The sequence below is a fragment of the Oxalobacter vibrioformis genome, assembly GCF_027118995.1.
GTDB classification, from domain to species: domain Bacteria; phylum Pseudomonadota; class Gammaproteobacteria; order Burkholderiales; family Burkholderiaceae_D; genus Oxalobacter; species Oxalobacter vibrioformis.
Map to the genome: position 1 here is coordinate 116,992 of NZ_CP098242.1, position 25,720 is coordinate 142,711.

The following is a 25,720-nucleotide window of genomic DNA, read 5'->3' on the forward strand; positions in this document are numbered from 1 at the left end:
ACGGCTTTGCAGCAGGCAATTTAATGAGTCCTGGCCCTAAACCTTGCTGTCACTCATAAAGATAACGGTTACAACGGTGTAACATTGAGAAAAACGGAGACCGTGTCATGAAAAAACCATCGTTGCAACACATCATGCGCAGCCAGCAGGAAGGGACAGAAGCCGTTGTTTCGTATACCGAGCTGCTTTTTGACCTGATCACTGTTTTTGCCGTTACCCAGCTCTCCCATTACCTGCTGCACCATCTCAACCTGACAGGGCTCATACAATCAGCAGTTTTATGGTTCGGCATCTGGCTTTTATGGCAGCACACGGTATGGATGACCAACTGGTTTAATGCGGATACCCGCCCTATTCGCCTGCTGGTCGTGGCCATCATGGTCATCAGCCTTTTTATGACATCCGCCCTGCCGGAAGCCTTCAGCGATAAAGGCATTCTTTTTGCCTGTTGTTATGTCGCCATCCAGGTAGGGCGGACACTGGCGGTGCTCTTCATGGTTGGCAACGGACACCTCATATCCAACAACTACAAGCGCATTCTTTTCTGGATGAGTATATCCGGTATTTTCTGGCTGGCCGGCGCATTTGTCTCTCCCTCCCTGCGCCTGTTCTTCTGGCTGGCCGGTGTGCTGATTGATTATCTTTCGGCCATGATCCGCTTTTACACACCGGGTCTGGGCTATTCCCATTCCATGAAGGAATGGACCATCAACGGCGAACTGCTGCTGGAAAGATGCAAGCTTTTTGTCATCATCGCTTTTGGTGAAACCGTCCTGATGACAGGCGTCACCTTGAGCGGAACCGCTATCTGGTCTTTTCAAAAAGTCGTCGCCGGGCTGGTTTCCTTCCTGGGAAGCGTGGCCATGTGGTGGATCTATTTTGAAATCAGCAATACCGTGACAACGAGCAGTATCAAAAAAAGCAAAAATCCCGGCTCGCTTGGCCTTACCTACAATGCCATTCATGTCATCCTGATCGGCGCCATCATCTTATGCGCTGTAGGCGATGAAATGGTCGTGAAAGAGCCTGAAGGCACCATGAACAGCATGTCGCTCTTCCTTCTTGTTACCAGCCCGGTCATTTATATTGCCGCCAACATGATGCTGCACTGGGTGACCTGCCGCACCTTTTTCCGCTCACATCTGATTGCGATTGTGATGCTTTTCGTACTCATTCCTTTTTCGTTTATGCTTGATAACCTGTTGACGAATGTCTGCGTGCTGATTGTCCTGTTTGGCGTTGCAGTTTATGAGGCTTTTTCTGCAAAAAAACCGTCGCTGGCGCATGAAGAAGCATCGTCACAGGAGTAGGGCCGCCCGGCGGGTTCTTTTCATAGAAGGTATTGGCAAACAGAAGCAGAAATAAAAGCGGAAAACCGGTTTCAGCTTCCCTTTTCCGTACCTTTTGCCGTTATGGCATAGCGATAGGCATTTTTACCATTGTTTTTAACCGCATACATCGCATCATCCGCGGCATGCAAAAGCGCAGACTCATCCTCTCCGTGCTCGGGATAAACGGCGATACCGACACTGGCGCCCACCTGGCAGCGTGCGCCTTGCACATCCATTGGCCTGGAAAGGCTGTCTACGATTTTTCCGGCAATACCGGCTGCATCTTCAGGCTGGCTGATATGGGTAAGAACAACAACAAACTCGTCGCCGCCAATCCGTCCAACAATATCCGACTCACGGACACAATTGACAAGACGCTCAGACACAATACGCAACACCATATCACCTGCCGCATGGCCATGCGTGTCATTGACATCCTTGAACCCGTCCAGATCAATAAAAAGCAGGGCGGCATGATAGCCGCCCTGCTGTGCGTATTCCAGCGTATGACGCAGGCTTTCTGTTGTTGAACGCAGGTTGAACAGCTGGGTCAATGGATCGTAACTGGCTAAAATTTCGGCATGGCGCAAACGGAACCCGGTGAACATGACAGCAAGGTAAACACTGACCATCTGGACGGTTTCCACATCACTTTCGCCCAGACGCGGCAGATACGGGCGCTCCTCTACCAGTCGCCCTGTCACTAGAAGCGCCACCACATTGTCATGCAACATCACCGGTGATGAAATCAGATAGGGTAATGCCAGTGCTTTACGTACAGACGCAAGCCGCTCATCCGGATCGGCACCCGTCACAAGGACAGGGTGCGTGGGATCAAGCATCTCGGGATCAATCTCGATACGGCATTCTAAAATCACCTTCTGCTCGTGAGGCGGATACCCCTGCAATACCACGGCACTGAAACCGCCATCCGGGTCAGGCGCCAAAACCGCAGTACGCTGCATACTCAATGCGGCATTAATCCGGCGGCTGACCGAGACAAATACACTTTCATAATCGGTTTCCCGTCCCAGGGAAACGGCCAGATCCGCCATCAGGCGAAACCCCCGGCGTTTTTGTTCGAGCTCATGGCGGATGGCAATAGCCTGCGTATCAGCCAGGAGCAGGCGGCCAGCGGTCTGCTCGCTGTTCTTTCGCAGATACGCCACTTCCCTGCGAAGCGCTTCAATCTCCTGATCTCTCAAATCGTGGTCATTTTGCGTCTTCATTGCGGCACACTAAACAGACAAAACACCCCTGTCCAGTCAAGCGCCCGTGAACGCCCCATGACTGAACCGATTTCCACCCCCGTATAAAGTCCCAGCAAGGGAACCCTTCCCGCAACAATTTCCTGCACCCTGACGGCATCTTCCTGATCAAGCCCGGCGTAAGCTGCTGCCCTGCCGGCACAATCAATATAAAACGCAAAAACAGGGCGACGGCCTCCAAGCCCTTTGAAAAGTCCCTCGATTTGGGGCTTCATATAATCCAGATTAAGGCTGCGATGCATGATCTGAAATTCCGTGCCTTCCACCATATCTGATTCAAACATGACCAGCCCCTTTCGCTCCTTATCGAGAGCCAGGCACAAGCGATTGACATAATTGTACTCGTTGAATTCAACCCATTTATCCCCTTTATTGATCCCTAAAATGAGGAAAAACGGATAGCTTTCCGGCAGGATTGACGCCCCAAGCAGCCTGTCGAGAAAAGTCAGCGCAGGCTCACCATTAATTTCCAGAATAGTCTGCTGCTCGGACTTTGTTACCGTGTAATACCCTGTGATGGGACGACACCCGTGAATGATGACACTATCCACCTGCACGCCATCACCAAATGCCAGTGCCAGTGCATGGCGCTCAGCCATTTTCTCTCCCGTCCATTGCCATGAAGGGGAATTGGTAAAATCCCCCATCAATCCGGCGCCTGAAAGGGCCGGGAAAAAGCCCAGGCTTTCCTCCATACCCTCAATCAGCGAAGAAGCCTGTACCAGGCGCAAATCACCACGGGTACGATCAAAGCTGTCGTAAAACATCACGACATGAGAGGTCTGCCCGATACCAAGCGCTGCCAGCTTTTTACCCAGACGCTGACCGACCGCTTTCTCTTCCCCCTGCAGCAATCCTCCCTCATCAAGAATATCGCACTGAACACCATCCAGCCAGATAACAGCAATCCCGACCTGGTCCCCGGCGTAGCCAAACTGGTCATTGGTCATTGCTCCGACAGCACCACCGCCGACAATTCGGGGGAATTCGCCAACCACTGAGACAACAGAATCATGAAGAATCCTGGCATCGTGGCGCGCTGTTGAAAAAAGCAGCACCAGATCGCACGGGGGGCCGGTTTTTCCGGCCTGTGCCAGTGCAGCAGTCGCAGCTTCAACAGCCGCAGCTGCCGTGTCTGGATTTTCACTGTATCCAACACCTGCTCGCATTTTTTCTTTCCTGGTTTCTCTGCTCAACTTCGGATGTAGTCGATCTTAGCACATAAGCAAAAAGTTATCCCGGTACCCTGTTTCAAGGGCATTTTGTGCATTTTATTTTTCTGCCGGATTATAAAATTACCTTACGGAGTATTATTGCCATCCCTCTCCTGTCTGCAACAAACACCTTGCCCGGATTTTCCAACAGAAAACGGCATTGCTTCATGCGTTTTTTCAAAAAGAACGGCAATTCCGGGATCACCAGGATATCCTGTGTGCAGTGACAAAACGCGGGACTTTTTCTGTTATCTTTTTTTTAACGGGAATCTGATTTAAACTCTTGTTTCCAGTAAATAATAATTATTGACAAAAAAGTTTCATTCAGGCAAAAAAACGGTGAAAATCGGTTACCATTAAAAAAATATTTTCCGCCAGGGGGCCCGGATGAATGAGGAATACGGAAATGACAGGCAAGAAAGAAAACGACAAAAAAAGGAACGAAAACAGGGTCTCATTTGAAGAAATGAATCTTCAGGTTGGCACACGCATGCAGCTGATCACCTATGGCACCAAAAAAAATGAATACTACTCGTCCCTGATCGGATTTGAGCCGGGCAGATATGTCTTTATCAGGATGCCACAGGAAAACGGCTTTAATGTGCCACTTAAAGTCGCCGAGCGGGTGGAAATCCGGATTTTTACCGGTGTATCCATCTTCACCTTCCCTTCCTGTGTTGAGTACATCTATCAGACACCCCGCAATTTTGTCGAACTGGCATTTCCTGACCATATCCGCGTCATGCCACTCAGGAAGGATATCCGCATCACGGTGAAAATGCCTGTCAGAATCTGGCATATGAATGGTGAAAAACTGGCAGACACCCACATTGTCACGGCATTGGACCTGAGTATTACCGGCGTCATGCTTCAGGGAGATATCAACTTGGGAGAGGTTGGCGAGGAAGTCGGGATTTCATTCTCGGTACGCAATGCCGTCACCGATGAAAACACCCTGATTGAAGTCATGGCAACCATCCGTAATTCCCGAAAAGATCAGGATGAATCCGGAAACACCGTATACAAGAATGGAGTCCTTTTCAACGAACTGAGGCCATTTCACCGCGCCACACTTCAGAACTTCATCAACGACTATATCCTGCTTGGCCGCCAGGCAGCAGCTCAGCAGCTTGCCGGATAAAAACAGCCGGATAAAAAACAGCGATACAGCCCGAAAGCGTATCGCTGTTTTTTGATCTTTCAAAACATGGGTTCAGCTTTTGCCTGCGACATTTTCCGGTGGAAGTGTCTTCTTTTTGTACTCATCCAGGATCGCTTTCATTTCATTCCACAAATCCGCGTCTTTTTCCCTGTCCCACTCTTTCATGACCCCTTCAATAATGGCGATGCCTTTTTGCGCCGCCTGCGGGGTTTCCGGATTATCCGGGAAAAATTCACGGAACTGGTACAGTGTCTTTCCCTTCAGGAAAGTATACCTGAGTGCCATCATTTTATCGATTTCCGATACCAGGTGGGCAGACTCCTCATAAGCCGCAATCGCCCGATGGAAGCTTTCCGGATTCTGCTTCGTTCTGGCAGCATCCGCCGTCATGGCGCTCATATTGGCCATCGACAGCAGCTTCTCATTCACTTTGGCTGTCACTTCTTCCATACTGATATCGCCATAGCGCTTTTTCACTGAAGCGATCAGCTCTTCTCTTTCCTTTGTCATCGATTCTTTTTCCGGCATGGCTATCTTGTTGTTTTTGTACAGATAATAACTGACCGCCAGTATTGCGACGATAAAGGCAAAACCCGCTTTCCTGATGATGTAGGTAAACATAACCCAAGCATCTTACCCGCAAGCCAATGATTTCTCCAAACCGGAGGTCTGCGCCCCCAACAAAAAAGGTGACAAAACCACCGGTAACATACCGGCAATTTCAGTCACCCTTTTATTCTGCCAGAGGCCTGTTAGTGTTCACAGGTCCTAATCAGTCCAGACGATCTTTACACCATAAGCCGCACGATACAGATCCTCAATAGAGCGCATCGCAAGATCCATATCATACGTTTCAAATACATTGATTTCCACGGCCATTGGCAAGACGCATGCTTTCGACATCTGTATCTCGATCGGTGCGGACTTTTCTTTTAATGCCTGTGTATCCTGTTTCATAGGGTTTCTCCTATTTCAGATACACGGATAAATCATGCAATGGCACCTTTGGCAGCGTGAGTCGCATAGGCAAAGAAACGATCATCAGCCGCTTCGATGTATTCGCCCCAGCCCTCTACCGTCTTGATTTCGGCTTCGGCAATATGCCCTACCGAATGGTGATGGTTCAACGTATAGGTGACTGACTTGCCGTTTCTTTTCAAAATAGTGACACTAAGGGTATCGAGGATGCCGCAGCCTCCATCAAAAATTTCGCCTGAATATCTGCCACCTTCAACAAACTGCTTTTGCATGGTTTTCTCCGTGTTGAGTTCAAATAAAAAAAATTAAAAACAGACTTTGCCCTGCACAATATGAGCCTCTGCCCTCCTGGCACCAAGATGCAAATTCAAATAAAACGCGGGGAAAAACTGCGGTTGTGTGCAATCGGGAGGGGGCAGCCGGGCTGATCCTGCTGCCACTCCTGATTTGGGGTTTTCCTGCAACTGCGGCTCGAGGCCACAGGCAGCAGATTCAGGCAACAGGGATGCTCCCTGAAAAGAAAAAATAAAATAAACTGGAAATATGCCGAAAAGGGAAAAGCAAAAGCCGGACAACATACAACTCATCTTTTCACCTTCTGCATGAGAGATGTCCTGATCTGATTTTGTCAATAAATTCTGCAAAGAACATAAAAAACGAATACTTAACCTGTAAATCATATAAAGAAATGCTTTGCATGTCAATTATTTACGGGAAAGCAGCGGGGCTGATATTGATACCATCAGACCATTTCATATCCCGACACCGGATCTGTCGTTACAATGGAATCCAAGGGTCAGGCCTCATTAAATTGCCTGCTGCAAAGCCGCTGTGCCCCAAATGGCGGCGTTGCATCGAAAAATGGGAACTTGATGGTGGGCGGCTACGCCTGCGTCCCCATTTTCCGCTGCGCCTGGCCCTTTGAGCCAAAACGGCTTTTTGCAAACGGAAAATTAATGAGACCCGACCCTCGGAGGAAACATGAATAAACCCAGGCTCACCCTGCCCTATTCACTTGTCAGACAGGCTGCTGCCGACATGATGCTTGGCGCCAGCTACGCCACCAGCACCTGGTTTGATCCGGATGTGCTCACCCGTATAGAGCGCGTGCTGACCAACACCCTGCAAGCGGTATTTGGCAAGGAAATCATCATCGAATTTGTCGAATAAACGGTTATTGCACTCATAAAAAAACGGCTCCCAAAAGGAGCCGTTTTCCCCGATACCTCATGGTTTACAGGAGCGCATCCGGTGACTCCGGCAGAATCTGCCCCCCGTCGACAATGATTGTCTGCCCTGTCACAAATTTTGCTTCATCTGACGCCAGGAAACAGACCGCATAACCAATATCTTCCGGATCACCCAGCGTATGGGTCGGAATGGATGCCTTCATCTGGTTGAGGTAATCCTCGCCCTGCGCCTTGAGTCCTTCCGTCAGGATATTGCCCGGCATGACCGCATTGATATTGATACCAAATCTTGCATACTCCAGCGCCGCACTGCGCATGAAGCCAAGCTGCCCGGCCTTGGTCGCGCCATAGTGGCTCCACCCGGGATAACCAGTGATCGGGCCGGTGATGGAAGATGTGATGATCACACGACCGTATTTCTGCTTTTCCATCACCGCCAGGGCCGCCTGGATCAGGAAAAACATTCCCTTGAGATTGACGTTGTTCATCATATCCCAGTCGGCTTCTGTCATATCCTTGAGTGTGGCCTGCGGGAAAATGCCGGTATTGGAGCAAAGAATATCGAGCCTGCCATATGTTGCCACCGCATCGGTGATCACCTTTTGGCACTCATCGGCTTTCGTGACATCCAGGTGCATGAAATCCGCACCCAGTTCCCTGGCTGACGCCGCACCTGTTGTATCGTCAATATCCGCAATGATCACCTTCGCCCCGGCCTGCCGCAGTGTCCTGACAATCCCCTTGCCAATCCCCTTGGCCCCACCAGAAACGAGTGCAACTTTATCCTTCAGACTGAACATGGGCTTCTCCTGTAAAAGTGGTCCTTCATCGTGTTTATATACTGTTATAACCTAACTTTCTGAAAGAAACAATCAACGAACAATCTGTCTATCCTGATATCCGTGTGTTGATCTGTCTAGAACTCATTTCATAAATCGGCATGAATACCCTCGTTATTCAAGCCATTGATTTGCTTATAAAAACGGTAAGTTGTGTGGATGAAAAGGCGACGCGCAGAACAACTTACAGACGAACAATGGGCACTTCTGGAGCCTTTGATCCCGAAATCCGAGAGTCATCGTACCGGTCGAGGCCGTCCGGAAGTACCCACAGACCGGGACGTATTAAACGGCGTTTTCCGGGTATTGCGAACAGGCGCTGCCTGGGTGGATCTTCCTGATCGATTTCCTTCAGGATCAACGTGTTTCAGGCGTTTTTCCCGGTGGGTCAAACAAGGCGTATTACGCCATATACTGGAAGCGCTGGCACAGGACCTTGAAGAACGCGGTGGAATTGATTTATCCGAATGCTTTATAGATGGCACCTTCACAGTGGCGAAAAAAGGGGGCTCAAAGTGGGAAAGACCAGGCGGTGCAAAGGTACGAAGCTCATGGTTATTGCAGACGCTTCTGGTTTTCCACTCGCCGTGCACACGGATTCTGCTTGGCCACATGAAGTAGAAGTGGCCCCGGGAATTAGGACAGATTTATAAGTGAGTTTTTTGCTTCACAATAGTGGCTGCGAAGCAGTCAAAGGGAGCGAAATCATGAGCAAAAGAAGCAGAAGAAACCATTCAAGCGTATTCAAGGGCAAAGTGGCGCTGGCGGCGCTCAGGGGAGACAGGACGATAGCCGAGATAGCACAACAGTATGAAATTCACCCCAACCTGGTCACCGAATGGAAACGACAGTTGCAAGAGAACGCTGGCCATGTTTTTGAAGGCAAGAAGCCCGTTGGCAAGGCAGGTCCGGATTTGAAGGTACTGCATGCCAAGATTGGTCAACAGGCGCTGGAAATCGATTTTTTAAGCGGCGCGCTCACCAAGGCGGGATTGCTGAGCGCAAAAGAATGATAGACCGTACCCACAACTTGTCGGTTGTCCGGCAATGCCAGATATTGTCACTTTCCAGATCGACGGCCTACTACCGATCCTGTGAGACAAGGCCGGAAGACCTTGCTCTCATGCGCCGAATGGACGAGTTGCATCTTGAGTATCCGTTTGCGGGCAGCCGGATGCTGCGCGACCTGTTGCGTTTTGAGGGGTATGAAGTTGGCAGAAAGCGCATTGGCACGCTGATGAAGAAGATGGGGATATCGGCGATCTACAGGAAGCCCAATACCAGTCGGCGTCATCCGGCCCATCCGGTTTATCCGTACCTGCTGCGCAATCTGGAGATCACCCGTCCCAATCATGTGTGGGCAGGAGACATCACCTATATTCCGATGAAACGCGGGTTTGTTTATCTGTTCGCCGTGATGGATTGGGCCAGCCGCAAAGTGCTGTCCTGGCGTATATCGAACACCCTGACAGCGGACTTCTGTATCGAAGCACTCGAGGAAGCAATCCACCGCCATGGCAGGCCGGATATCTTCAATACCGACCAGGGCAGTCAGTTCACCAGCCTGGAATTTACGCAGCTGCTCAAAGCCCATCAGATTGCCATCAGCATGGATGGCAAGGGTGCCTGGCGGGATAACGTGTTTGTTGAGCGCCTGTGGAAAACCCTCAAGTATGAGGATATTTATCTGCGTGCCTATGACACGGTAAGCGCGGTAAAACAGGGGATCGGGCGCTATCTTGATTTTTATAACCGGAAACGGCCACACCAATCGCTTGACGGCATACCACCGGATCGGTTTTACTATGACAACCTGCACCAGCCGGAAATGGCAGCGTAGGTGATGAACGGGTTACCCACCGCACTCGCCTCCAGCACCTTTATTGCTGAAGGCGGCACCGTGGATAACCCTTTAACCGCAAGGAACACACTTAAGCAGGACAAAATCCTGTCCAAACAATCGGAGCCACTTCTCTTGGCGGGGTCGAAATGATTGCGCCTCACAGGAAGAACCGCAAGCGCCCTGCCACCCAGGATGGCCGCGCATTGCGCCATTACAAAAGACGCTGGAAAATAGAGCGCCTGTTTGCATGGCTCAACAAATACAAACGGGCCATAACCCGGTGGGACAGGTGCCACGAGCGTTTCACTGCTTTTGTTCATCTCGCTTTCAAGCGTGCGCTGAAACAACGGCAAAGCAACCTGCCACTGATTCATCATTCGGATAGGGGAATCCAGTACTGTTCATCACTATACCAAAGCCTCCATGCCAGGCACAACGTCACCTGTTCCATGACGGATGGCTATGATTGCTACCAGAATGCCCTGGCTGAGCGGGTCAATGGCATCCTCAAGAGTGAATTTCTCCTTCACAAACCAAAAGATATTCACGAGGCCAGAAAAATGATTGCGCAATCTGTCGATGTCTACAATCACAAACGTCCTCATCTCAGCTTAAAATATAAAACGCCCGATGCCGTGCATCAGGCGTTCTTTGATTCATAAAATCCGTCAACCTATTTCAGGACGGGACACTGTCTTCTGTCAGGCATACTGTTTTTTAATCCACTGGTGGAATTTTTCGTCAGACACTCTCTCTATCCAAGCAGTATTTTCAAGATACCATTCCACTGTCATTTTCAAGCCTGTCTCAAAGTGTATCGAAGGCACCCATCCCATCTCATCCCATATACGGGTTGCATCAATCGCATAACGCCGGTCATGCCCCGGCCTGTCCGCTACAAAACTCAGCAGGGCACTGTAGCTGCCCCCCCCCTTCGCGCGGGCACAGCTCATCAAGAATCCGGCACAGGCACATCACCACCTCGATATTGCGTTTCTGGTTCAGCCCGCCGATATTGTAAGTCCTGCCGATCTTCCCACGCTCCAGCACGAGACGCAGCGCACTGCAATGATCCTTCACATGCAGCCAGTCACGGATCTGCATGCCATCACCATAAAGCGGCAGCGGCTTTCCCGAAAGCGCATTGTGGATCATGATCGGAACCAGCTTTTCCGGGTACTGGTAAGGGCCGTAATTATTCGAGCAACGTGTCGTGATAGCCGGCAGCCCATGCGTCCGGTGCATCGAGCGAACCAGATGGTCTGCTGCTGCCTTGCTGGCTGCATAGGGACTGCTGGGCGAATAAGGAGAGCTTTCCGTAAATGCCGGCACCGCTTCCTCCAAAGACCCGAACACCTCATCTGTCGAGACATGCAGAAAACGGAAACGCATCCGCTTTTCTTCACGTGCTACAGCAAAATACTGCCGGCAGGCTTCCAGAAGATGTGACGTCCCTACGATATTGGTCTGCACAAAATCTTCCATCAGCCTGATCGAACGATCCACATGCGTTTCTGCGGCCAGATTAATGACAGCCCTGATTCTGTGCTCATGCAGCAGATCAGTCACCAGCTCGATGTCGCCGATATCACCCTTGACAAAAATATGGCGCGGATCATCTTCAATCGACTTGAGGCTTTCCAGATGCCCGGCATACGTCAGCTTGTCCAGATTTACCACCGGCTCATTCGAGGCCGCCAGCCAGTCCAGTACAAAATTGGATCCGATAAATCCGGCACCGCCGGTCACGAGAATCGTCATGGCCCTCACACCAGGTTCAGGAACTCCTCTTCACTGTGTATATGTATAATACGCAGGCTTACATCAGGAGGCATTTGTTTTTATTGTGTATTCATTGTATCGAAAACTTTCTTTTCGCCAATACCCTTTCACAATAAAACATGAAAATTACTGTTAAAACATGAAAAAATCCCCTACCGCCCTGCCGGATGTCATCATGCTCGAGCCCATAAAACACGGGGATTCGCGGGGCTTTTTCCTGGAAAGCTATAACAGCAGGGATTTTGAATCGGCAATTGGTATTTATGCAACATTTGTCCAGGATAACCATGCCCTTTCAAAAAAAGGCGTCCTGCGCGGCCTGCATTACCAGCTCCCTCCTTATGCCCAGGGCAAGCTTGTGCGGGTAACCCGCGGTGCCATCTTTGACGTGGCCGTTGACCTGCGGCGCTCCTCCCCCACCTTCGGCCAATGGACAGGCGAAATCCTCTCTGCGGAAAACGGCCGCCAGATGTGGATACCCGAAGGCTTCGCCCACGGCTACCTTGCACTGACTGACAATGCCGAATGCCTCTACAAGGTCACCGCATTCTACGCACCCGAAGCAGAACGCACCATCGCCTGGGATGACCCCGCCATCGGCATCGCATGGCCCGGGGAGTTACCCCCCATTCTCTCGGAAAAAGACAGGCAGGGGGTATCACTCGGTGAGGCCGAAATATTCGGATAAGAGACAAAAAAACACGACAGGATACGCCCCATGAAAAAGACACTTGCCTTACTCGCTACTACCCTGCTGCTGACCAGCCCGTTTTCCGCCATTACCGCCAGCGACAAGCCTGAAAAAAAGCTGGAAACGACAGAGAAAAAACCGCCCCAAAAACGCGGCGTCACCTGCTCACGTGATCCCGACACCGGCATGAAATTCTGTATCGGCTCCTTTACGGAGTATAGCTCATCCGGCGGCCTGTGCTGCCACCATGACATGAAGACAGGAGAGAAGTACTGTCATTGAGGGGTAAGGGGTCGTGGTGACGCGATGGCAGGCGCGTTTTGTTGTTATTACCCTACGCGTAGTGGGTACTCTACGATCAGATTAATCCTCTATTTATCCTCATAAGGTGGGTGGCTGACCGGCGGCAGGTTACTTTTTGCCCGGCATGTACAGACAAAAAGTAACCCAAAAGTGCCGTGCGGACTTCTCGTCCCCCGCTGTGCGGGGGATTCATGACACTTTTTTCCACTTGAAAGGAGAAGTCAATGGGAGATTGGGTTAAACGCACCCAGCGGGATTACACAATGGCTTTTAAACTGACCGTTGTAGAGCAGGTTGAAAAAAGGGGAAATGACAGCAAAAGAGGCGCAGGAGCGCTATGGCATCCAGGGCAGATCAACCGTCTTAGTCTGGTTACGCAAGCACGGACGGATGAATTGGCATAAACTGGGGAGATCCGGTCTCAAGAGAAACATTATGGATTCCGAAAAGCGCCCACAGACACCGGAACAGCGGATCAAAGAACTTGAGCAAGAACTCAAGGAAGCCAATCTCAAAGCACAGCTGTTTGAATCCATGCCGGACATTATCAAGACAGAGTATGGAGTAAAGCTGTCAAAAAAGCATAGCGCAAGCCTGCCGGTTTGTCGGCATCAGCCGCCAGGCCTGTTACCAGAGAAAAGCGCGGGAATTACGTAAAGAGGCTCTGGGAGAACAGATTCTAAAGCGAGTTCGCCATGAACGGATGATTCAGCCCAGGCCTGGCACCAGAAAACTCTACGCCATGCTCAAGCCGGAGGGCATCCTTGTGGGACGGGACGCCCTGTTTGACCTGTTAAAACAGGCAAGGCTACTTGTTCCCAATCGCCGGGCGTATCACAAGACGACCTATAGTCATCACCGTTTCCGTAGACATCCGAATCTGCTAAACGGAGCATCTCGCCGGATAATCCGCCGTCCTGAAGAAGTCTGGGTAGCTGATATTACGTATATCCCGACACGGGAGCGGTTTGTCTACCTGAGTCTGGTAACAGATGCCTATTCCAGAAAGATCGTGGGATACCATGTTCATCCGGCATTGCAGACAGAAGAAGTTGCCGTAGCCTTAAAGCGTGCGCTGAAACAACGGCAAAGCAACCTGCCACTGATTCATCATTCGGATAAGGGAATCCAGTACTGTTCATCACTATACCAAAGCCTCCATGCCAGGCACAACGTCACCTGTTCCATGACAGATGGCTATGATTGCTACCAGAATGCCCTGGCTGAGCGGGTCAATGGCATCACTCAAGAGTGAATTTCTCCTTCACAAACCAAAAGATATTCACGAGGCCAGAAAAATGATTGCGCAATCTGTCGATGTCTACAATCACAAACGTCCTCATCTCAGCTTAAAATATGAAACGCCCGATGCCGTGCATCAGGCGTTCTTTGATTCATAAAATCCGTCAACCTATTTCAGGACGGGACAGCCACCACCCGGGACAAAGCATCCGATAGCAGATACTACAAAACCCTCCCCCGTTACTTCACCAGTAAATCCTTGATCATGCTGACCACCGGCGCAGGATTTCCCCACCGGTTAAAACACAGATCGTACACCTCTTTCCCGTCTTCCACCGAAGACCATTCATGTTCTGTTGTGAGCATGGTGTGCAGCCTGTCTTCCAGTTGACGGGTATCCTTTTCATCTTTTCTTTGTGCCAGCCGGGCGATTCGCTTTTCTGTCGGTGCAGACACCCATACCGGGATATGCAGCCACCCCTCATTGGCGGTACAGAATTCCTGTATCTGCTGTCTTCCTAACGGGGTAACACCCAATACCAGGGGCTTTCCCAGCTTTTTCTTTTTATCTGCTTCCTCAACAGAAAGACCATACATATTGCCTTCAAACCGGATCGTTTCCACCATGGGTATTTTGGCAAATTCCGCTGCGCTTTCCACGAAAAAATAATCCTCGTCTGTTTCTCCCTCCCTTCGTTTTCTCGTGGTGTGTGAAATCAGCCTGACAAAACCGTTTTCAGACATATAGTTTTCGAGATATGTCTTACCAGAACAAGAGGGGCCTGTGATTGTTACGATTGGAGTTATCATGATTTTCCTTTAATAAACAAGGTTTTTTGTTGTTTCACTGTTTCCGGCATTTTCTTTTAAATCACCACCGCATTGTCATCACCCTCACCACGGCCCTGAGACCGGTAGCTTGTGAAAAAAGCCCCCATTTTCCTTACACTTGTCGGTAAAGCTTTCTATGCTGATAGTGTTTACAGACTCTAACAGCATCAGCACAGGAGTACAATAGTCCTGATCCAGGGCGTGTTAACATTTAACCGCCGTTCACGAAAAGTCGTTTTGTTTCAAAGGGCAAGACGCATCGGAAAATCTGGGTACAGGCGTGGTCAATCACCATCAAATCCAGATTTTTCGAGGTAACGCAGCCATTTGGAACATAACGGCTTTGCAGCAGGTTGTTTAGTGTTAACACGCCCTAAGCCCCTTATCAAAAGGATACCCATGTCTTCACTGAAAATCGTCGCCACCCTTACCGCCAAAGCCGACCACGCCCAGGCACTCGACACCGCCATCCGGACGCTGGCTGACGCCAGCCGCAAAGAATCCGGTTGTCTTTCCTACCTCATCTGCAAGGATATTGCCAATCCACTCAAAACCGTCATACTCGAGGAATGGAAAGACCAGACTGCCATCGACACGCACAATGCCAGCCCGCACTTTACCACCTTTGGCCAGGCCATCAGCGGCAAGACCGACAGCCTCGACATTACCGTACTCAAGACCGTTTACTGATCAGCGCCCCTTGCAGGGTACCTCCTTTGCGATAACGCAAAGGGAAAAGACATCGCACTTGTAACAGAGAATGCATCAAAACCCCGTCTTCCAAAGTATGGGACGATCATTTGCATTCACCCTCCCTGTCACGGAAGACGCCATGAAAATGTCCCGCCTTTTCAGTGCCCTTTGCCTTGCCCTGGCGCTGCCCCTTGCCGCTGGTGCGGCAGACCTTTCCCTGCCCAAAGGCACCTACATCCCCAACACCCACCTCATGACACTGGCAGACGCCGAGGAAAATGCGGCACTGGGCGACCCCCAGGCACAGCACACTCTGGCCCACTACCATGAAACCGGCAAATCCGGTGCTAAACAGGATCACAAGCTCTCCGCCGAGTGGTGCCACAAATCCGCCTCACAGGGCTATCCCGATGCCCAGTTTGACCTGGGCAGAAAATACGCCAATGGCTGGGGCGTCCCCAAAGACTACAACAAGGCTTACAGCTGGTACCTCAAAGCCGCCGCCCAGGGCCACGCCCAGGCCATGGTTGCGCTGGGCGGCATGACCCTTGCCGGGCGCGGTGTACCCCAAAACGATGCAGACGCCTTTCGCTGGTTTGAAATCGCCGCAGGCAAAGGCGAAAGCGATGCTGCTGTCGCCCTTGGCAACATGTACGCCATGGGTGTCGGCACCGAAAAAAATGACAGCATGGCTGCCGAGTGGTACCGGACGGCAGCAGAAGAAGGCAACGCCAGCGGCCAGTTCAACACCGGCATCGCCTACTACCAGGGTACCGGAGTAGAGCAGGATGTAGGCACAGCCATCATGTGGCTCGAAAAAGCCGCGGCAAACAGCATGTCCGAGGCAGAGTACGCCCTGGGCGCCATCTACGGCGCCCAGGGCAGCGCATCTTACGATGCGGCGCAATCTCTGTCCTGGTACCTCAAGGCTGCCAACCAGGGACTGCCGGAAGCCCAGTACCATGTCGGCCTCATCTATGTGCAAGGAAAGGGCGTACCCGTTGACAGCACAATCGCTGCTGAATGGTTCCGGAAAGCCGCCGTGACAGGATACACCCCGGCCCAATACCTGCTGGGCGCCATGTACGAAACCGGCGAAGGGGTCAGCCAGGACAAGGCCATTGCAATTGACTGGTACCGCAAGGCCGCCGCGCTGGGCAACCACGATGCACAGGAAAAACTCGGGAAAGTGCACTGACATGCAAAAACAGGAAAACAAGGACGGCTGCCACTTCATTTCCCTCGTGCTGACACGCGTTTTTCATGCCGATACGCCCCTTAAAAAAGGGACGCACAACAACCGGCACGGTCTCCGTCCCAAAGGCGAAAATATCATGCTGCTTGACAGGATGGCCGCACAGCCGTCATGGATGAAGCGGGAGAGGCCGTAGGCGCGACGGCGTGGCGCATTTGGCTTGTTACCCTTCGCGTAACCACGGCCTTCCCACCCTACCATGCTTTCACCTGCCGCCCTCGCCCGGCTGTTATATCGATAGGACGAAGCGGGTTAAACAGGGAATCATCATTATCCGTTCCACTGGCCATGCCATCACGGTCACAATCATTCAGCGGCTGGCCACAGCAACTGAGATCATACAGCGGGATACCGTCCCGCATCACCATGTCCACTTCCTCAAGACCTGCCGTTATCACCACATGATAAACGGTACGAGATATTTTCCCGCTTTCTGAAAAGCGCCAGATCTGCCACTATCCCGGTGCGTATATCCCCAAGCTGGCGGCTTACATCCAGCAGCCGGGCTGGATTGGCCGTCACCATGCGCCATATTTCCCTGTCGGAAAACGCCGCTTTCTTTGGCAGGTTTTCATTAAAGGCATAAACCACCGCCAGTTCGCCCAGAAGGCTGGTTGAGCCGGATTGGGCAAACGCCTTCACATCCTGCGGCAAAAGCGCCATCAGGTGGACAAAACCGGTATGCCTGCCCAGCATATTCACACGCCCGCCCTTGTCACTGGAAAGATTGAGATACTCATTCCTGGCCTGCCGGTCCAGGCCCGCCGCCACCGGGGCGATATACACCGCGCCCTTCACGCTTGCCTTGTCCGGATGGGTCGGATATTTATCCCCATTGCCCACCTGGTGTTTGCAGCCGGTATCGCCCAGTGGAAAAGCGTCGACAATCACCCGCCGGGATTTCAGGCCCTCGCGCAACGCCTCATTATTACCCACCCCGAAATTGCGCACAAATCCGGGAGCCCCGTCCGGTCCCACCATGCTGGTGGCCCCCACCAGGTGACGCAATTCATTAAAGGCCAGTGTTTCAGTATCCCTGTCCTGGTGAAAATGCAGCCGGGTAAAACGACGGCACCCAGAAAGCCGGTCCTGGCGCTGGTCATATCGCTGACGCGGGTCCTTGTCGCCATACTCCGCCTTGGGACAGGTCAGTATCGTCAGCGACCCCTTATGGTCATAGGAAAGTTGATGATAGGCATTGATGAAGCCGGGAGAAAACATGGTCCGGTGCCAGAACAAGGGCTGCCCGGTGCTGGTTTGCCAGCTTGCGCGCATTGGCTGCCGTCACGATCTGGGCAATTTTACCGCTTTTGACCAGGACAGCCCGACCCTTGAGTTCTCCCTTTTCTGTCACAATCGAATCCGGCACGATGACAACAGCCCCACCGCGCTGGTACCCGGTACTTTCATAGTTGTCTTCAGTATCGCTGACAGCACAGCCGGAAAGACCCGCAGCACAGACCAGCATCAGCGCTGCCAGGCGGATCATCATCTGGTTCAGGGTCGCCATTTACCTCTCCCTCCCCGCCCCTTATCTTTACACATCATCTGTTATTTTGCATTATTTTTTATTATTTTCATCTTTTTTCCGCGTTTTTTCTTCTTTTTCACTATCCAGCTGGCGCAGCATTTCTACTGCATCGCGGTTTCCCTGTTTTGCAGACAGGCCCAGCCATTTCCTGGCTTCCGTCAGATTGCGTTTGACGCCAAAACCACCGGCATACGCCACGCCCAGATTGTACTGTGCAAGAGAATCCCCCTTCACGGCTGCCAGGCGATACCATTCGGCTGCCTTGGCATAATCTTCCGGCACGCCATAACCTTCCACATAAATGTACCCCATGGCAGACATGGCGGCCACATGCCCCTGGTCCGCCGCTTTCTTGTACCAGCGGGCAGCCGCCACATCGTCACGGAAAGCACCCCGGGCGTTGGTATAAAGGGTACCCAGAAGATACTGTGAATCGGCATGTCCTTTTTCCGCTGCCTTTTTCAGCCAAGAAAAAGCAGCCTTGTCATCCTGCTCCACCCCGAGGCCATCCATGGTCATCACCCCCAGCAGATACTGCGCCTCCCTATTACCATCGGTTGCTGCCGCTTCCAGCGGCGAAAGCGCCTTCTCATAGCGGGCGGCATCATAGTGGCGTTTGCCTTCCTCATACGGCCCGGCCTGCACCATCCCTGCCAGCGTGAGACAAAAAGCCAGTAGCAGCACCTCACCTTTCCCGGCAAAACCGTATCGCATCACGCTTCTTTTTGCCCCATCAGGCGGGCAACATCCTTTTTAGCCTTGGCATCCCCCTGGGAAGCCGCCTTCTTGTACCAGTGCAGCGCTTCTTCCAGGTCCGGCTCCGTGCCGACACCGGCTTCCAGGTGCATCGCCAGCTTATACTGGGCCGGCGCATAGCCCTGTATCGCCGCCTGACGGAACCAGTACACCGCCATCTCCGGCTCTACCGGCCTGCCGCGGCCATGGAAGTACATCAGGCCCAGATTGTCCTGCGCACGGGCCACGCCCTGCGCAGCCGCCAGCTCATACCAGTCTGCCGCCAGTGTGTAATCCTGCGCTACGCCACGCCCGGCATAATAAATATTCCCCAGATTGAACTGGGACACCGCATGGCCGTTTTCCGCCGCGCGCGTATACCATTTCAACGCTTCAAGACGGCTGGCCTGGGTATCCTCCCGCGCATACGCTGCGGCAACCTTGTACTCGGCAAAAGCCATCTTGTTTCGCTGGTGCGTCTCGATCTTGTCGCGAAATACCTGCTCCTCCGGTATCGCCACTTCCGGGCCTGTTGTCATCTCATCCAGGACAGGAACACGCGGCACCTCAAAATCAGGCGGAGTCTCCCCTTCAACCATCAGGATACCGTCAGCCAGCGCAGTTTCCGGATCAGGCGCAGCCTCCTCTCGTGCCTGCTCCTCTGCCTCCTCAACAAGCGCATCAAAGCCGGATGCTTCGCCAATCATCATCTCATCAGGTGACGCCTCCGCTTCCACTGTCTCTGCTTCTGCCGCTTCGGCAACCGCTTCTTCGGCAACCAGCTGTTCTTCCGCAGCCTCCGGCATCACCTCGGCAAGGATATCCTCGGCTGTCACCGGATCAAAATCCGCCTCGCCTGACGCTTCGGCCTCCTCTGCAGCAGCCGCCGTTTCCTCTGAAACCGCTTCCTCAAGATCGACATCCTGTGCCGTTACGACCACTTCCGCATCGGACAGCGCATCCGGTTCCGGATCAGGCACCCCTTCAAGCACAACCTCTTCCTGCGCTTCCTCCTCTGCCTCCTCCACAAGCGCATCAAAGCCGGATGCTTCGCCAATCACCATCTCATCAGGTGACGCCTCCGCTTCCACTGTCCCTGTCTCTGTCTCTGTCTCTGTCTCTGTCTCTGTCTCTGTCTCTGTCTCTGTCTCTGTCTCTGTCTCTGTCTCTGTCTCTGTCTCTGTCTCTGTCTCTGTCTCTGTCTCTGTCTCTGTCTCTGTCTCTGTCTCTGTCTCTGTCTCTGTCTCTGTCTCTGTCTCTGTCTCTGTCTCTGTCTCTGTCTCTGTCTCTGTCTCTGTCTCTGTCTCTGTCTCTGTCTCTGTCTCTGTCTCTGTCTCTGTCTCTGTCTCTGCTTCTGCTTCTGCCGCTTCGGCAACCGCTTCTTCAGCAACCGGCTGTTCTTCCACAACCTCTGGCATTACCTCAGCAAGGATATCCTCGGCTGTCGCCGGATCAACTGCTTCTATCGCAGACAGGGCTTCCTCAAGATCAACTTCCCGTGCGGTCATCGCTTCTTCCGCATCGGACAGCACATCCGGTTCCGGATCAAGCACAGCCTCTTCCCGCGCTTCCTCTTCTGCCTCCTCAACGAGCGCATCAAAGCCGGATGCTTCACCAATCACCATCTCATCAGATACGGCATCGGCACTTTCTATTTCTGCTGCCGCTTTCGCCAGCGGCACTTCCGGCATCTCAACTTCTTCTGCCTGCGCTGTCGCCTCATCTGCAATCAGCGCATCCATCAGCACTGCCTCCGCCACCACCTCAAAGGCATCTGCTTCCGGAAGTGCCGCTTCCTGCGCCACGTCAGCAATATCATCCGCTTCTGTCACGGGGGATTCTGCTGCCTCTGTCTCTTCTGCCTGCGCTGCCGCTTCATCCGCAATCAGGGTATCCATCAGGGCTGCCTCGGCCGCCGCCTCAAAAGCACTGGCTTCCGGGATTGCCGTTTCCGGCGCTGTATCAGCAGTATCATCCGCTTGTGCTTCAGGCGCGTCTTCCTCCAACACCTCTCCGGTTGTCTCCTCATCACTTTGCGCCAGGGCTTCCGTCTCGTCTGACAGTGAAGCCGCCTCCTCATCGTCTTCAAGGAGAAGAGTTGGATCAAAACCGGCAATCTCCGCCAGTTCTTCCTCACTCAGCGCTGCCATCACTTCTGCTGCAGCTGCCGCTTCTTCATCCTCTTTCAGCAGGGAAAGGTCAAAACCGGCAATCTCTGCCCGCTCTTCTTCACTCAGTCCGGTCAGCGCCTCAGCAACCTCATCGTCATCTTCCGCGTCACCATCATCACCATCCCCGGCAGCCAGCATCTCGTCCGCTGTCGGTTTTTCTGCCAGCATGCCTGAAATACCGGTCTGTACCGATGCAATCATGCCTGCAAAAGGATCATCGGCCTCCCCGCTGCCTGCGGGCGCCGCGCCGTCAGCCGACATGCCAAGCTGCAAAGGTTCGTCCTCATCGCTGACAACCGTATAGTCCACATCATGGGGCGGATTATCTTCTGTCATGGTATCGGCAAGCGGTACCTCCGGTGCATTCATGGATTCGGGCTGATCCACCTTCTCTGCCGGCCCGTGTACCCTCACATGCTTTTCACGATAAACAGCCAGCGCACCATACGCGCTATCCTGTTTTGTCTCATCTTCGGATTGGCTACCGGGTTTCACGCCCATGGAACACGCCGCAGGGCGCGGAAACCAGACACGGGCTTTTTCCCGCTGGGTGACATCTTTCTTCTGTGGGGAAACCAGACTGCCGGAGTCAGGGGCAACATGAGTTACCGGCGCTCGCCGGTACCATTTCATCGCCTGTTTGAAATCTTTATCGTCCACCCGACGCCCTCATTGACTGGCATGGCGACGCATGCCTTTCCCCTGTATGCAGATTACATCATGCCATAAACTTTTGCCATGCGGAAAAAAAGCCGCCTCCTCCACCAAAAGGCATGGCATGACGATGTGATTTTACCAAAAGCGCTACGTTTTGCCTTGTTCCAAACAGCATACGGGACATTGCCGGGTGACGGCATCCCCTACTTACGGCCAAACGGCAAAGGGGAACCCTCCAGGTCAAAACGCTCACCATTTTTGTCACGCAACCTGTCAATCCGTGCAAATTCACTCGACAGGCAATCGTAAAACGAGGGCCATTCACCGATCGGTTCAGCCGAATCATAGGTACAGTAAAACACGCGGGAATCATTTTCTCGCATGTAGATGCGGGAAAGATCATAGTCATACGCCCCGAAAAACACCATATCCGCCTTGGCATCACGGGGTCGCTCCTGCTTGTCCAGCGTCTCGATATGGTAAGGCATGGGCGGGGCATTGGGTGCACGTACATTGCCTTCGGGCAGGCCGGTAACCACAAAGGTATCAAGCATGTAGTTAAAACCATTGGCATCAAGGTAAAACTCGCGAAGCTCCTGCGGTAGCCTGCGACGGATCAACTGTACCATCCGCCCGATTTTTTCCTCGTTTAGCGGCGGGAAAGTGGCATGCAGCCAGGCACCACCGGGAATATGCTTCACATACCCTGTGCGTACAGCACCATTGGATGCGGTCTCTGTGCCAAGATGGTCATAGCGGCTGACATGCTGCCTGATCAGATCTGCAAAACGTCCCATATTCCTCAGTCTGTATTCCTGTTGTATGACACTGCGTTACCTTACACAAGGCATAAGAATAACAGAAAAGCCCCCGCTCTCAGCCCCTTTTCACGCCCTCTCAACAGGTATTGGGCTTCCAGGAAAATTATGCAACAATCCCTTTTCATTTTTTCTCATAGACGCAGCTATGGCTCTTACCATCCTGATTGACGCCGATTCTTACGAAAAAGACGACATGCTCATCTTCGAGCACGAAGTCTATTACTGGGCCATGTACCCGGAAATCGAGGCCATGCTGAAAACCACCGGCCGCTATATTGACCTCTACGGCAGCATGCGCATGCAGGCACAGGAATTTGTCCATCTGAGAAAGCTGATTGCCGACGTACGCACACGCATCAGGTCCAACCCCGCCACCTGGGAACAATTCATTGGCCGCCAACTGAAACCTGTCGAAAAAGACCTCTACGAGCCTGTGAGCAAAAACGCCTTCTCCTCCTTCCTCGAGCGCTTTGATGCCCTCATCGACAAAGCCGAGTATCAGGGAAACGGCCTGCTTTTTGACGGCGATTAAAAACCGTAGCGCAACAGCAGGCGCGTTTGGCTTGTTACCCTTCGCGGGTGTTGTTTGCTGCGATTGGATTGATCCTCGATTTCCATTCATAAGGTGGCTGGTTGACCCACAGCAACGATCTTTTTATCCTCGCTTTGCTCGTTCTTACCTCACTGGCCCGGCAGCAAAAAGTAACGCAAAAGTGCCGTGCGGACTTCTCATCCCCCACACAGCGGGGGATTCCCGATTCGGCGCTTCGCCTTAGTGCCGGGTTTTTCCCCGATTTAATGGAAGGTTAGGTTAAGAGACGAGTTTATCTGGTTTCATTTTCAGTCGCTTCAGTGGTTTATAAAAGCATTGGATGTAGTCGAAGATATCCGATCTGGCCTGCGCGCAAGATCTGTAAACACGCCTGTTAACCCGTTCCCGTTTCAGCGGGCCAAAGAAGCGCTCCGCTGCGGCATTGTCTGCACAACTGCCAACGGCGCTCATGCTGCAAATGAGATTGTGTTGCTTTAAAAAATGCTGATATTCATCGCTGGTGGCGCAAGGCTTTCCAGATACGCGGACTTCCCATGACCCCATCGCTTTGCTGATGCAAGGCTTTTATGTGTTTGCCAAGCCTCTGGTTGTCCTGCTGGCGTGCACTGGATACTCGCGATTTCCACGCATAGTAACCGCCTGGCGAAATATTCAGGCAACGGCACATCAGCCGGATGGGATAGTGACGGCGGCAGTGTTCTATCGTCTTGTCTTTCACTTCGATTCTTTCGCGAAGAAGACTGCCGCGTCCTTTAAAAAATCACGCTCCTTTTTGACCTGGGCAAGCTCTTTTCGCAATCGCGCCAATTTTTCATCACGCGGATTCCCAGATTGCCAGCAACCTGCCGAATCGACTGACCGCTGCTTATAACCAGTTGAACCGCTTCATGTTTGTACTCCGATGTGTATTTGCGTCTTGTTTGCATGACACTCCTCCTGCCTTATTATCGGCTCTTTTTCAAAGTGTCCATTATGCAGGGGAACCCCTCAATATTCCCCCCGCTCATACAACTTCTGCAACTGCTTCTTCGCATCCGTCGACCCCTGCTCGGCAGCCAGTTGGTACCATCTCACCGCTTCAGGAATATCCTTCTTCACGATAGAGCCCGTCTCATACGCATATCCCAGAAGATATTGCGCCTCCGGTGAGCCGCTGTGCGCAGCGCTCTGGATCATCTCCATCCCCTGCTTGGGGTTTCGCTTGATACCACGCCCCTGCACCAGCATCACCCCCAAAAGGGCCCTCGCACGGATATCGCCTTTGGCTTCGGCCAAGGACAGCCAGCGCACCGCTTCCGCATCGCTCTTTTTGACACCAGCCCCGGTGTAGTACATATAGCCCATGTTATACTGCGAGGCCGGGTCCCCCTGCTCGGCCGCCTTCCTGTACCATTTGGCGGCCTCAACATCATCACGCTTGACCCCATCGCCCTTGCGGTAGCTGTCTGCCAGCATGCCCTGCGCCATCACATGGCCCTTGTTGGCCGCCAGCATAAGCCACTTTACCGCCTCGACATGGTCCTTTTTCACCACACGCCCGTCATGGTACAAAAGCCCCATCACCGTCTGCGCCGTTGTCGAGCCACCCTGTGCGCCCAGGCGATACCACTTGATGGCTTCATGCATATTGAGCGGCACCCCGCGGCCTTCCTCGTACATCATCCCCATCAGCGTCTGCGCCATCGGATTGCCCCCTTCAGCCGCCTTCTGTATCAAGGGAAGCGCCTCCTTGTACTGCCGCTTCTGGTACAGCCGGTAGCCTTCATCCAGGTAGACCCTGGCATCCGTATCCGCATGCGATGGCGTTACCAAGCCGATGGTAGCGGACAAGAAAAGCGCCCCCGAAAGGGCGCAAACAAAGGAAAAAAAAGAACGTTTTTTATGCATTACCGGTTTTTACGAAGTTTCTTCAATCGATTCTGGGCAAGTTTATGTCCCTGCCCGGCCGCCTTGTCAAACCACTGCTCGGCCACATGGCTGTTTGGCCTCACACCCGTGCCACTCAGGTACATCATGCCCAGGGCATACTGCGCATCCGCAAGGCCGTGCTCGGCAGACTTTTCAAACCACGAAAACGCCTGCTGGTCACTCATTTTCACGCCATGCCCGCGCACATACATAATACCAAGATTAAATTCAGCCTGCGGCAACTCCTGCTCAGCCGCCTTGCAGTACCAGTTGTAGGCTTTGGCCGTATTTTCCTCCACACCAAAGCCCTTGTAGTACATCACGCCCAGATTGTACTGGGCAACCATATTGCCTTCCTTTGCCGCCTTTTCAAAAGCGATAAGCGCCTTGTCATACTTTTTCTCGTGATAAAACGTCAATCCTTCTGCAAAATCCTGCGCGAAAAGCGTGCCCCCCATGCCAAGGCATGCCAGCGCAAAAAAAGTTTGAGGAAAATACGGCGTACAAAGGAGGGAGCCGTCCGTGTTCCTGCCCGATCAGGGGAGGAGGAGGTGAATACTGAGTTGTTCATTTTTTGCCACCTTATTTCACAGCGCATCCATGCGCGTTTGCGGCTGTTGCGGAAAAAGGTCTTGCCCATTTACAGTGAAACAGTCGCAGGGTTTGCTGTTTATCAGGCTTTTGTCATGCCTGCTTTTCGATAATACACAAATGCTTGAGAT

General features: G+C 52.5%; 28 protein-coding genes and 4 pseudogenes. 13 read left to right on the top strand and 19 right to left on the bottom strand.

Annotated features, from left to right (window positions below; translation table 11 throughout):
* The first annotated feature begins 107 nt into the window (after nt 1–107).
* The gene (locus tag NB640_RS00640; RefSeq protein WP_269309215.1) at nt 108–1,310 is read left to right on the top strand and encodes a low temperature requirement protein A; all 1,203 of its coding nucleotides are present in this window, start codon (nt 108–110) and stop codon (nt 1,308–1,310) included.
* 71 nt (nt 1,311–1,381) lie between these two features.
* Here NB640_RS00640 and NB640_RS00645 read toward each other — a convergent pair whose 3' ends face one another.
* Nucleotides 1,382–2,560 carry a GGDEF domain-containing protein gene (locus NB640_RS00645; RefSeq protein ID WP_269309216.1) on the bottom strand — a complete coding sequence of 393 codons (1,179 nt, stop codon included), beginning with the start codon at nt 2,558–2,560 and terminating at the stop codon, nt 1,382–1,384.
* A complete protein-coding gene (locus NB640_RS00650; RefSeq protein ID WP_269309217.1) occupies nt 2,557–3,768 on the bottom strand; it encodes an FIST N-terminal domain-containing protein in 1,212 nt (403 codons plus the stop codon). Before NB640_RS00650 ends, NB640_RS00645 begins: the two co-directional genes overlap by 4 nt.
* 451 nt (nt 3,769–4,219) lie before the next feature.
* Between NB640_RS00650 and NB640_RS00655 the strand changes: the two genes are divergently transcribed.
* A complete protein-coding gene (locus NB640_RS00655; RefSeq protein ID WP_269309218.1) occupies nt 4,220–4,954 on the top strand; it encodes a flagellar brake protein in 735 nt (244 codons plus the stop codon).
* A gap of 72 nt (nt 4,955–5,026) precedes the next feature.
* On the opposite strand, the gene NB640_RS00660 is transcribed toward NB640_RS00655, so the two are convergent.
* From NB640_RS00660 to NB640_RS00670, 3 genes are all read right to left on the bottom strand, one after another.
* On the bottom strand, nt 5,027–5,596 hold the full coding sequence (locus NB640_RS00660; protein ID WP_269309219.1) for a hypothetical protein: 570 nt from the start codon (nt 5,594–5,596) through the stop codon (nt 5,027–5,029).
* 147 nt (nt 5,597–5,743) lie between these two features.
* Nucleotides 5,744–5,932: a hypothetical protein gene (locus NB640_RS00665; RefSeq protein ID WP_269309220.1), complete on the bottom strand. Its 189-nt coding sequence runs from the start codon at nt 5,930–5,932 to the stop codon at nt 5,744–5,746.
* Between the two features lie 32 nt (nt 5,933–5,964).
* A complete protein-coding gene (locus NB640_RS00670) occupies nt 5,965–6,225 on the bottom strand; it encodes a hypothetical protein (protein ID WP_269309221.1) in 261 nt (86 codons plus the stop codon).
* A 709-nt stretch (nt 6,226–6,934) separates the two neighbouring features.
* Here NB640_RS00670 and NB640_RS00675 point away from each other — a divergent pair.
* Complete coding sequence (locus NB640_RS00675) at nt 6,935–7,123, top strand: hypothetical protein (RefSeq protein WP_269309222.1); 189 nt, start codon at nt 6,935–6,937, stop codon at nt 7,121–7,123.
* Nucleotides 7,124–7,187: 64 nt separating this feature from the next.
* On the opposite strand, the gene fabG is transcribed toward NB640_RS00675, so the two are convergent.
* A complete protein-coding gene (gene fabG / locus NB640_RS00680) occupies nt 7,188–7,943 on the bottom strand; it encodes a 3-oxoacyl-ACP reductase FabG (RefSeq protein ID WP_269309224.1) in 756 nt (251 codons plus the stop codon).
* A gap of 198 nt (nt 7,944–8,141) precedes the next feature.
* Between fabG and NB640_RS00685 the strand changes: the two genes are divergently transcribed.
* The 3 genes and pseudogenes from NB640_RS00685 to NB640_RS00700 all read left to right on the top strand — a co-directional run.
* A complete protein-coding gene (locus tag NB640_RS00685; protein WP_269309225.1) occupies nt 8,142–8,603 on the top strand; it encodes a transposase in 462 nt (153 codons plus the stop codon).
* 86 nt (nt 8,604–8,689) lie between these two features.
* Nucleotides 8,690–9,822 (top strand): IS3 family transposase gene (locus NB640_RS00690; protein ID WP_269309226.1). Its coding sequence is split into 2 segments (ribosomal slippage): nt 8,690–8,942 and nt 8,942–9,822, totalling 1,134 coding nucleotides; the frame shifts between segments, so codons are not numbered across the junction.
* Between the two features lie 263 nt (nt 9,823–10,085).
* Nucleotides 10,086–10,487, top strand: a pseudogene (locus NB640_RS00700) (transposase); the annotation flags it as partial.
* A gap of 39 nt (nt 10,488–10,526) precedes the next feature.
* Here the strand turns inward: NB640_RS00700 and rfbB are convergent.
* Nucleotides 10,527–11,586: pseudogene (gene rfbB / locus NB640_RS00705) on the bottom strand (dTDP-glucose 4,6-dehydratase).
* Nucleotides 11,587–11,746: 160 nt separating this feature from the next.
* Here rfbB and rfbC point away from each other — a divergent pair.
* The 3 genes and pseudogenes from rfbC (at nt 11,747) to NB640_RS00720 (ending at nt 14,001) form a co-directional block, all read left to right on the top strand.
* Entirely contained in the window at nt 11,747–12,295 is a 549-nt protein-coding gene (gene rfbC, locus NB640_RS00710) for a dTDP-4-dehydrorhamnose 3,5-epimerase (protein WP_269309227.1), read from the top strand.
* A 30-nt stretch (nt 12,296–12,325) separates the two neighbouring features.
* The gene (locus NB640_RS00715) at nt 12,326–12,580 is read left to right on the top strand and encodes a hypothetical protein (RefSeq protein ID WP_269309228.1); all 255 of its coding nucleotides are present in this window, start codon (nt 12,326–12,328) and stop codon (nt 12,578–12,580) included.
* 245 nt (nt 12,581–12,825) lie between these two features.
* A pseudogene (locus tag NB640_RS00720) lies at nt 12,826–14,001 on the top strand (IS3 family transposase).
* An 82-nt stretch (nt 14,002–14,083) separates the two neighbouring features.
* Here the strand turns inward: NB640_RS00720 and NB640_RS00725 are convergent.
* The gene (locus NB640_RS00725; protein WP_269309229.1) at nt 14,084–14,653 is read right to left on the bottom strand and encodes an AAA family ATPase; all 570 of its coding nucleotides are present in this window, start codon (nt 14,651–14,653) and stop codon (nt 14,084–14,086) included.
* A gap of 420 nt (nt 14,654–15,073) precedes the next feature.
* Here NB640_RS00725 and NB640_RS00730 point away from each other — a divergent pair, with 420 nt between their 5' ends.
* The 3 genes from NB640_RS00730 (at nt 15,074) to NB640_RS00740 (ending at nt 16,758) form a co-directional block, all read left to right on the top strand.
* The gene (locus tag NB640_RS00730; RefSeq protein ID WP_269309230.1) at nt 15,074–15,364 is read left to right on the top strand and encodes a putative quinol monooxygenase; all 291 of its coding nucleotides are present in this window, start codon (nt 15,074–15,076) and stop codon (nt 15,362–15,364) included.
* A gap of 142 nt (nt 15,365–15,506) precedes the next feature.
* Entirely contained in the window at nt 15,507–16,565 is a 1,059-nt protein-coding gene (locus NB640_RS00735) for a tetratricopeptide repeat protein (protein WP_269309231.1), read from the top strand.
* 1 nt (nt 16,566) lies between these two features.
* Entirely contained in the window at nt 16,567–16,758 is a 192-nt protein-coding gene (locus tag NB640_RS00740) for a hypothetical protein (RefSeq protein WP_269309232.1), read from the top strand.
* A 58-nt stretch (nt 16,759–16,816) separates the two neighbouring features.
* Here the strand turns inward: NB640_RS00740 and NB640_RS00745 are convergent, their stop codons facing one another.
* The 6 genes from NB640_RS00745 to NB640_RS00770 form a co-directional block, all read right to left on the bottom strand.
* Complete coding sequence (locus NB640_RS00745) at nt 16,817–16,990, bottom strand: hypothetical protein (protein ID WP_269309234.1); 174 nt, start codon at nt 16,988–16,990, stop codon at nt 16,817–16,819.
* Nucleotides 16,991–17,000: 10 nt separating this feature from the next.
* The gene (locus NB640_RS00750) at nt 17,001–17,843 is read right to left on the bottom strand and encodes an amidohydrolase family protein (protein WP_269309235.1); all 843 of its coding nucleotides are present in this window, start codon (nt 17,841–17,843) and stop codon (nt 17,001–17,003) included.
* The gene (locus NB640_RS00755) at nt 17,797–18,132 is read right to left on the bottom strand and encodes a hypothetical protein (protein WP_269309236.1); all 336 of its coding nucleotides are present in this window, start codon (nt 18,130–18,132) and stop codon (nt 17,797–17,799) included. Before NB640_RS00755 ends, NB640_RS00750 begins: the two co-directional genes overlap by 47 nt.
* Before the next feature lie 51 nt (nt 18,133–18,183).
* The gene (locus NB640_RS00760; RefSeq protein WP_269309237.1) at nt 18,184–18,867 is read right to left on the bottom strand and encodes a tetratricopeptide repeat protein; all 684 of its coding nucleotides are present in this window, start codon (nt 18,865–18,867) and stop codon (nt 18,184–18,186) included.
* Nucleotides 18,867–21,719 (bottom strand): tetratricopeptide repeat protein, encoded by a 2,853-nt coding sequence (locus tag NB640_RS00765; RefSeq protein WP_269309238.1) that lies wholly within the window; start codon nt 21,717–21,719, stop codon nt 18,867–18,869. The genes NB640_RS00760 and NB640_RS00765 overlap by 1 nt, the downstream gene beginning before the upstream one ends.
* 200 nt (nt 21,720–21,919) lie before the next feature.
* Nucleotides 21,920–22,513, bottom strand: a complete 594-nt coding sequence (locus tag NB640_RS00770; RefSeq protein WP_269309239.1) for an SMI1/KNR4 family protein — start codon at nt 22,511–22,513, stop codon at nt 21,920–21,922.
* A gap of 169 nt (nt 22,514–22,682) precedes the next feature.
* Between NB640_RS00770 and NB640_RS00775 the strand changes: the two genes are divergently transcribed.
* Complete coding sequence (locus NB640_RS00775) at nt 22,683–23,069, top strand: hypothetical protein (RefSeq protein ID WP_269309240.1); 387 nt, start codon at nt 22,683–22,685, stop codon at nt 23,067–23,069.
* Nucleotides 23,070–23,381: 312 nt separating this feature from the next.
* On the opposite strand, the pseudogene NB640_RS13100 reads toward NB640_RS00775, so the two are convergent.
* The 5 genes and pseudogenes from NB640_RS13100 to NB640_RS00805 all read right to left on the bottom strand — a co-directional run.
* A pseudogene (locus NB640_RS13100) lies at nt 23,382–23,591 on the bottom strand (integrase core domain-containing protein); the annotation flags it as partial.
* Complete coding sequence (locus NB640_RS13105; RefSeq protein ID WP_456299712.1) at nt 23,581–23,757, bottom strand: IS3 family transposase; 177 nt, start codon at nt 23,755–23,757, stop codon at nt 23,581–23,583. The pseudogene NB640_RS13100 and the gene NB640_RS13105, both read right to left, overlap by 11 nt.
* A gap of 85 nt (nt 23,758–23,842) precedes the next feature.
* Nucleotides 23,843–24,016: a transposase gene (locus tag NB640_RS13110; RefSeq protein ID WP_269309242.1), complete on the bottom strand. Its 174-nt coding sequence runs from the start codon at nt 24,014–24,016 to the stop codon at nt 23,843–23,845.
* 61 nt (nt 24,017–24,077) lie between these two features.
* The gene (locus tag NB640_RS00800; protein WP_269309243.1) at nt 24,078–24,920 is read right to left on the bottom strand and encodes a tetratricopeptide repeat protein; all 843 of its coding nucleotides are present in this window, start codon (nt 24,918–24,920) and stop codon (nt 24,078–24,080) included.
* Nucleotides 24,921–24,976: 56 nt separating this feature from the next.
* Nucleotides 24,977–25,456 carry a tetratricopeptide repeat protein gene (locus tag NB640_RS00805; RefSeq protein WP_269309244.1) on the bottom strand — a complete coding sequence of 160 codons (480 nt, stop codon included), beginning with the start codon at nt 25,454–25,456 and terminating at the stop codon, nt 24,977–24,979.
* Nucleotides 25,457–25,720 lie beyond the last annotated feature (264 nt).

What these genes read in the sequence shown, in the direction of transcription:
- NB640_RS13110 (WP_269309242.1), bottom strand. Translation starts at nt 24,016, where the DNA reads ATGCAAACAAGACGCAAATACACATCGGAGTACAAACATGAAGCGGTT.
- NB640_RS00665 (WP_269309220.1), bottom strand. Translation starts at nt 5,932, where the DNA reads ATGAAACAGGATACACAGGCATTAAAAGAAAAGTCCGCACCGATCGAG.
- NB640_RS00670 (WP_269309221.1), bottom strand. Translation starts at nt 6,225, where the DNA reads ATGCAAAAGCAGTTTGTTGAAGGTGGCAGATATTCAGGCGAAATTTTT.
- NB640_RS00675 (WP_269309222.1), top strand. Translation starts at nt 6,935, where the DNA reads ATGAATAAACCCAGGCTCACCCTGCCCTATTCACTTGTCAGACAGGCT.
- NB640_RS00640 (WP_269309215.1), top strand. Translation starts at nt 108, where the DNA reads ATGAAAAAACCATCGTTGCAACACATCATGCGCAGCCAGCAGGAAGGG.
- NB640_RS00775 (WP_269309240.1), top strand. Translation starts at nt 22,683, where the DNA reads ATGGCTCTTACCATCCTGATTGACGCCGATTCTTACGAAAAAGACGAC.
- NB640_RS00755 (WP_269309236.1), bottom strand. Translation starts at nt 18,132, where the DNA reads ATGGCGACCCTGAACCAGATGATGATCCGCCTGGCAGCGCTGATGCTG.
- NB640_RS00750 (WP_269309235.1), bottom strand. Translation starts at nt 17,843, where the DNA reads ATGTTTTCTCCCGGCTTCATCAATGCCTATCATCAACTTTCCTATGAC.
- NB640_RS00735 (WP_269309231.1), top strand. Translation starts at nt 15,507, where the DNA reads ATGAAAATGTCCCGCCTTTTCAGTGCCCTTTGCCTTGCCCTGGCGCTG.
- NB640_RS00725 (WP_269309229.1), bottom strand. Translation starts at nt 14,653, where the DNA reads ATGATAACTCCAATCGTAACAATCACAGGCCCCTCTTGTTCTGGTAAG.
- NB640_RS00770 (WP_269309239.1), bottom strand. Translation starts at nt 22,513, where the DNA reads ATGGGACGTTTTGCAGATCTGATCAGGCAGCATGTCAGCCGCTATGAC.
- NB640_RS00805 (WP_269309244.1), bottom strand. Translation starts at nt 25,456, where the DNA reads ATGGGGGGCACGCTTTTCGCGCAGGATTTTGCAGAAGGATTGACGTTT.
- NB640_RS13105 (WP_456299712.1), bottom strand. Translation starts at nt 23,757, where the DNA reads ATGTGCCGTTGCCTGAATATTTCGCCAGGCGGTTACTATGCGTGGAAA.
- fabG (WP_269309224.1), bottom strand. Translation starts at nt 7,943, where the DNA reads ATGTTCAGTCTGAAGGATAAAGTTGCACTCGTTTCTGGTGGGGCCAAG.
- NB640_RS00715 (WP_269309228.1), top strand. Translation starts at nt 12,326, where the DNA reads ATGAAAAAGACACTTGCCTTACTCGCTACTACCCTGCTGCTGACCAGC.
- NB640_RS00730 (WP_269309230.1), top strand. Translation starts at nt 15,074, where the DNA reads ATGTCTTCACTGAAAATCGTCGCCACCCTTACCGCCAAAGCCGACCAC.
- NB640_RS00650 (WP_269309217.1), bottom strand. Translation starts at nt 3,768, where the DNA reads ATGCGAGCAGGTGTTGGATACAGTGAAAATCCAGACACGGCAGCTGCG.
- NB640_RS00760 (WP_269309237.1), bottom strand. Translation starts at nt 18,867, where the DNA reads ATGCGATACGGTTTTGCCGGGAAAGGTGAGGTGCTGCTACTGGCTTTT.
- NB640_RS00745 (WP_269309234.1), bottom strand. Translation starts at nt 16,990, where the DNA reads ATGGTGATGCGGGACGGTATCCCGCTGTATGATCTCAGTTGCTGTGGC.
- NB640_RS00655 (WP_269309218.1), top strand. Translation starts at nt 4,220, where the DNA reads ATGACAGGCAAGAAAGAAAACGACAAAAAAAGGAACGAAAACAGGGTC.
- NB640_RS00645 (WP_269309216.1), bottom strand. Translation starts at nt 2,560, where the DNA reads ATGAAGACGCAAAATGACCACGATTTGAGAGATCAGGAGATTGAAGCG.
- NB640_RS00740 (WP_269309232.1), top strand. Translation starts at nt 16,567, where the DNA reads ATGCAAAAACAGGAAAACAAGGACGGCTGCCACTTCATTTCCCTCGTG.
- NB640_RS00685 (WP_269309225.1), top strand. Translation starts at nt 8,142, where the DNA reads ATGAAAAGGCGACGCGCAGAACAACTTACAGACGAACAATGGGCACTT.
- rfbC (WP_269309227.1), top strand. Translation starts at nt 11,747, where the DNA reads ATGAAAAAATCCCCTACCGCCCTGCCGGATGTCATCATGCTCGAGCCC.
- NB640_RS00660 (WP_269309219.1), bottom strand. Translation starts at nt 5,596, where the DNA reads ATGTTTACCTACATCATCAGGAAAGCGGGTTTTGCCTTTATCGTCGCA.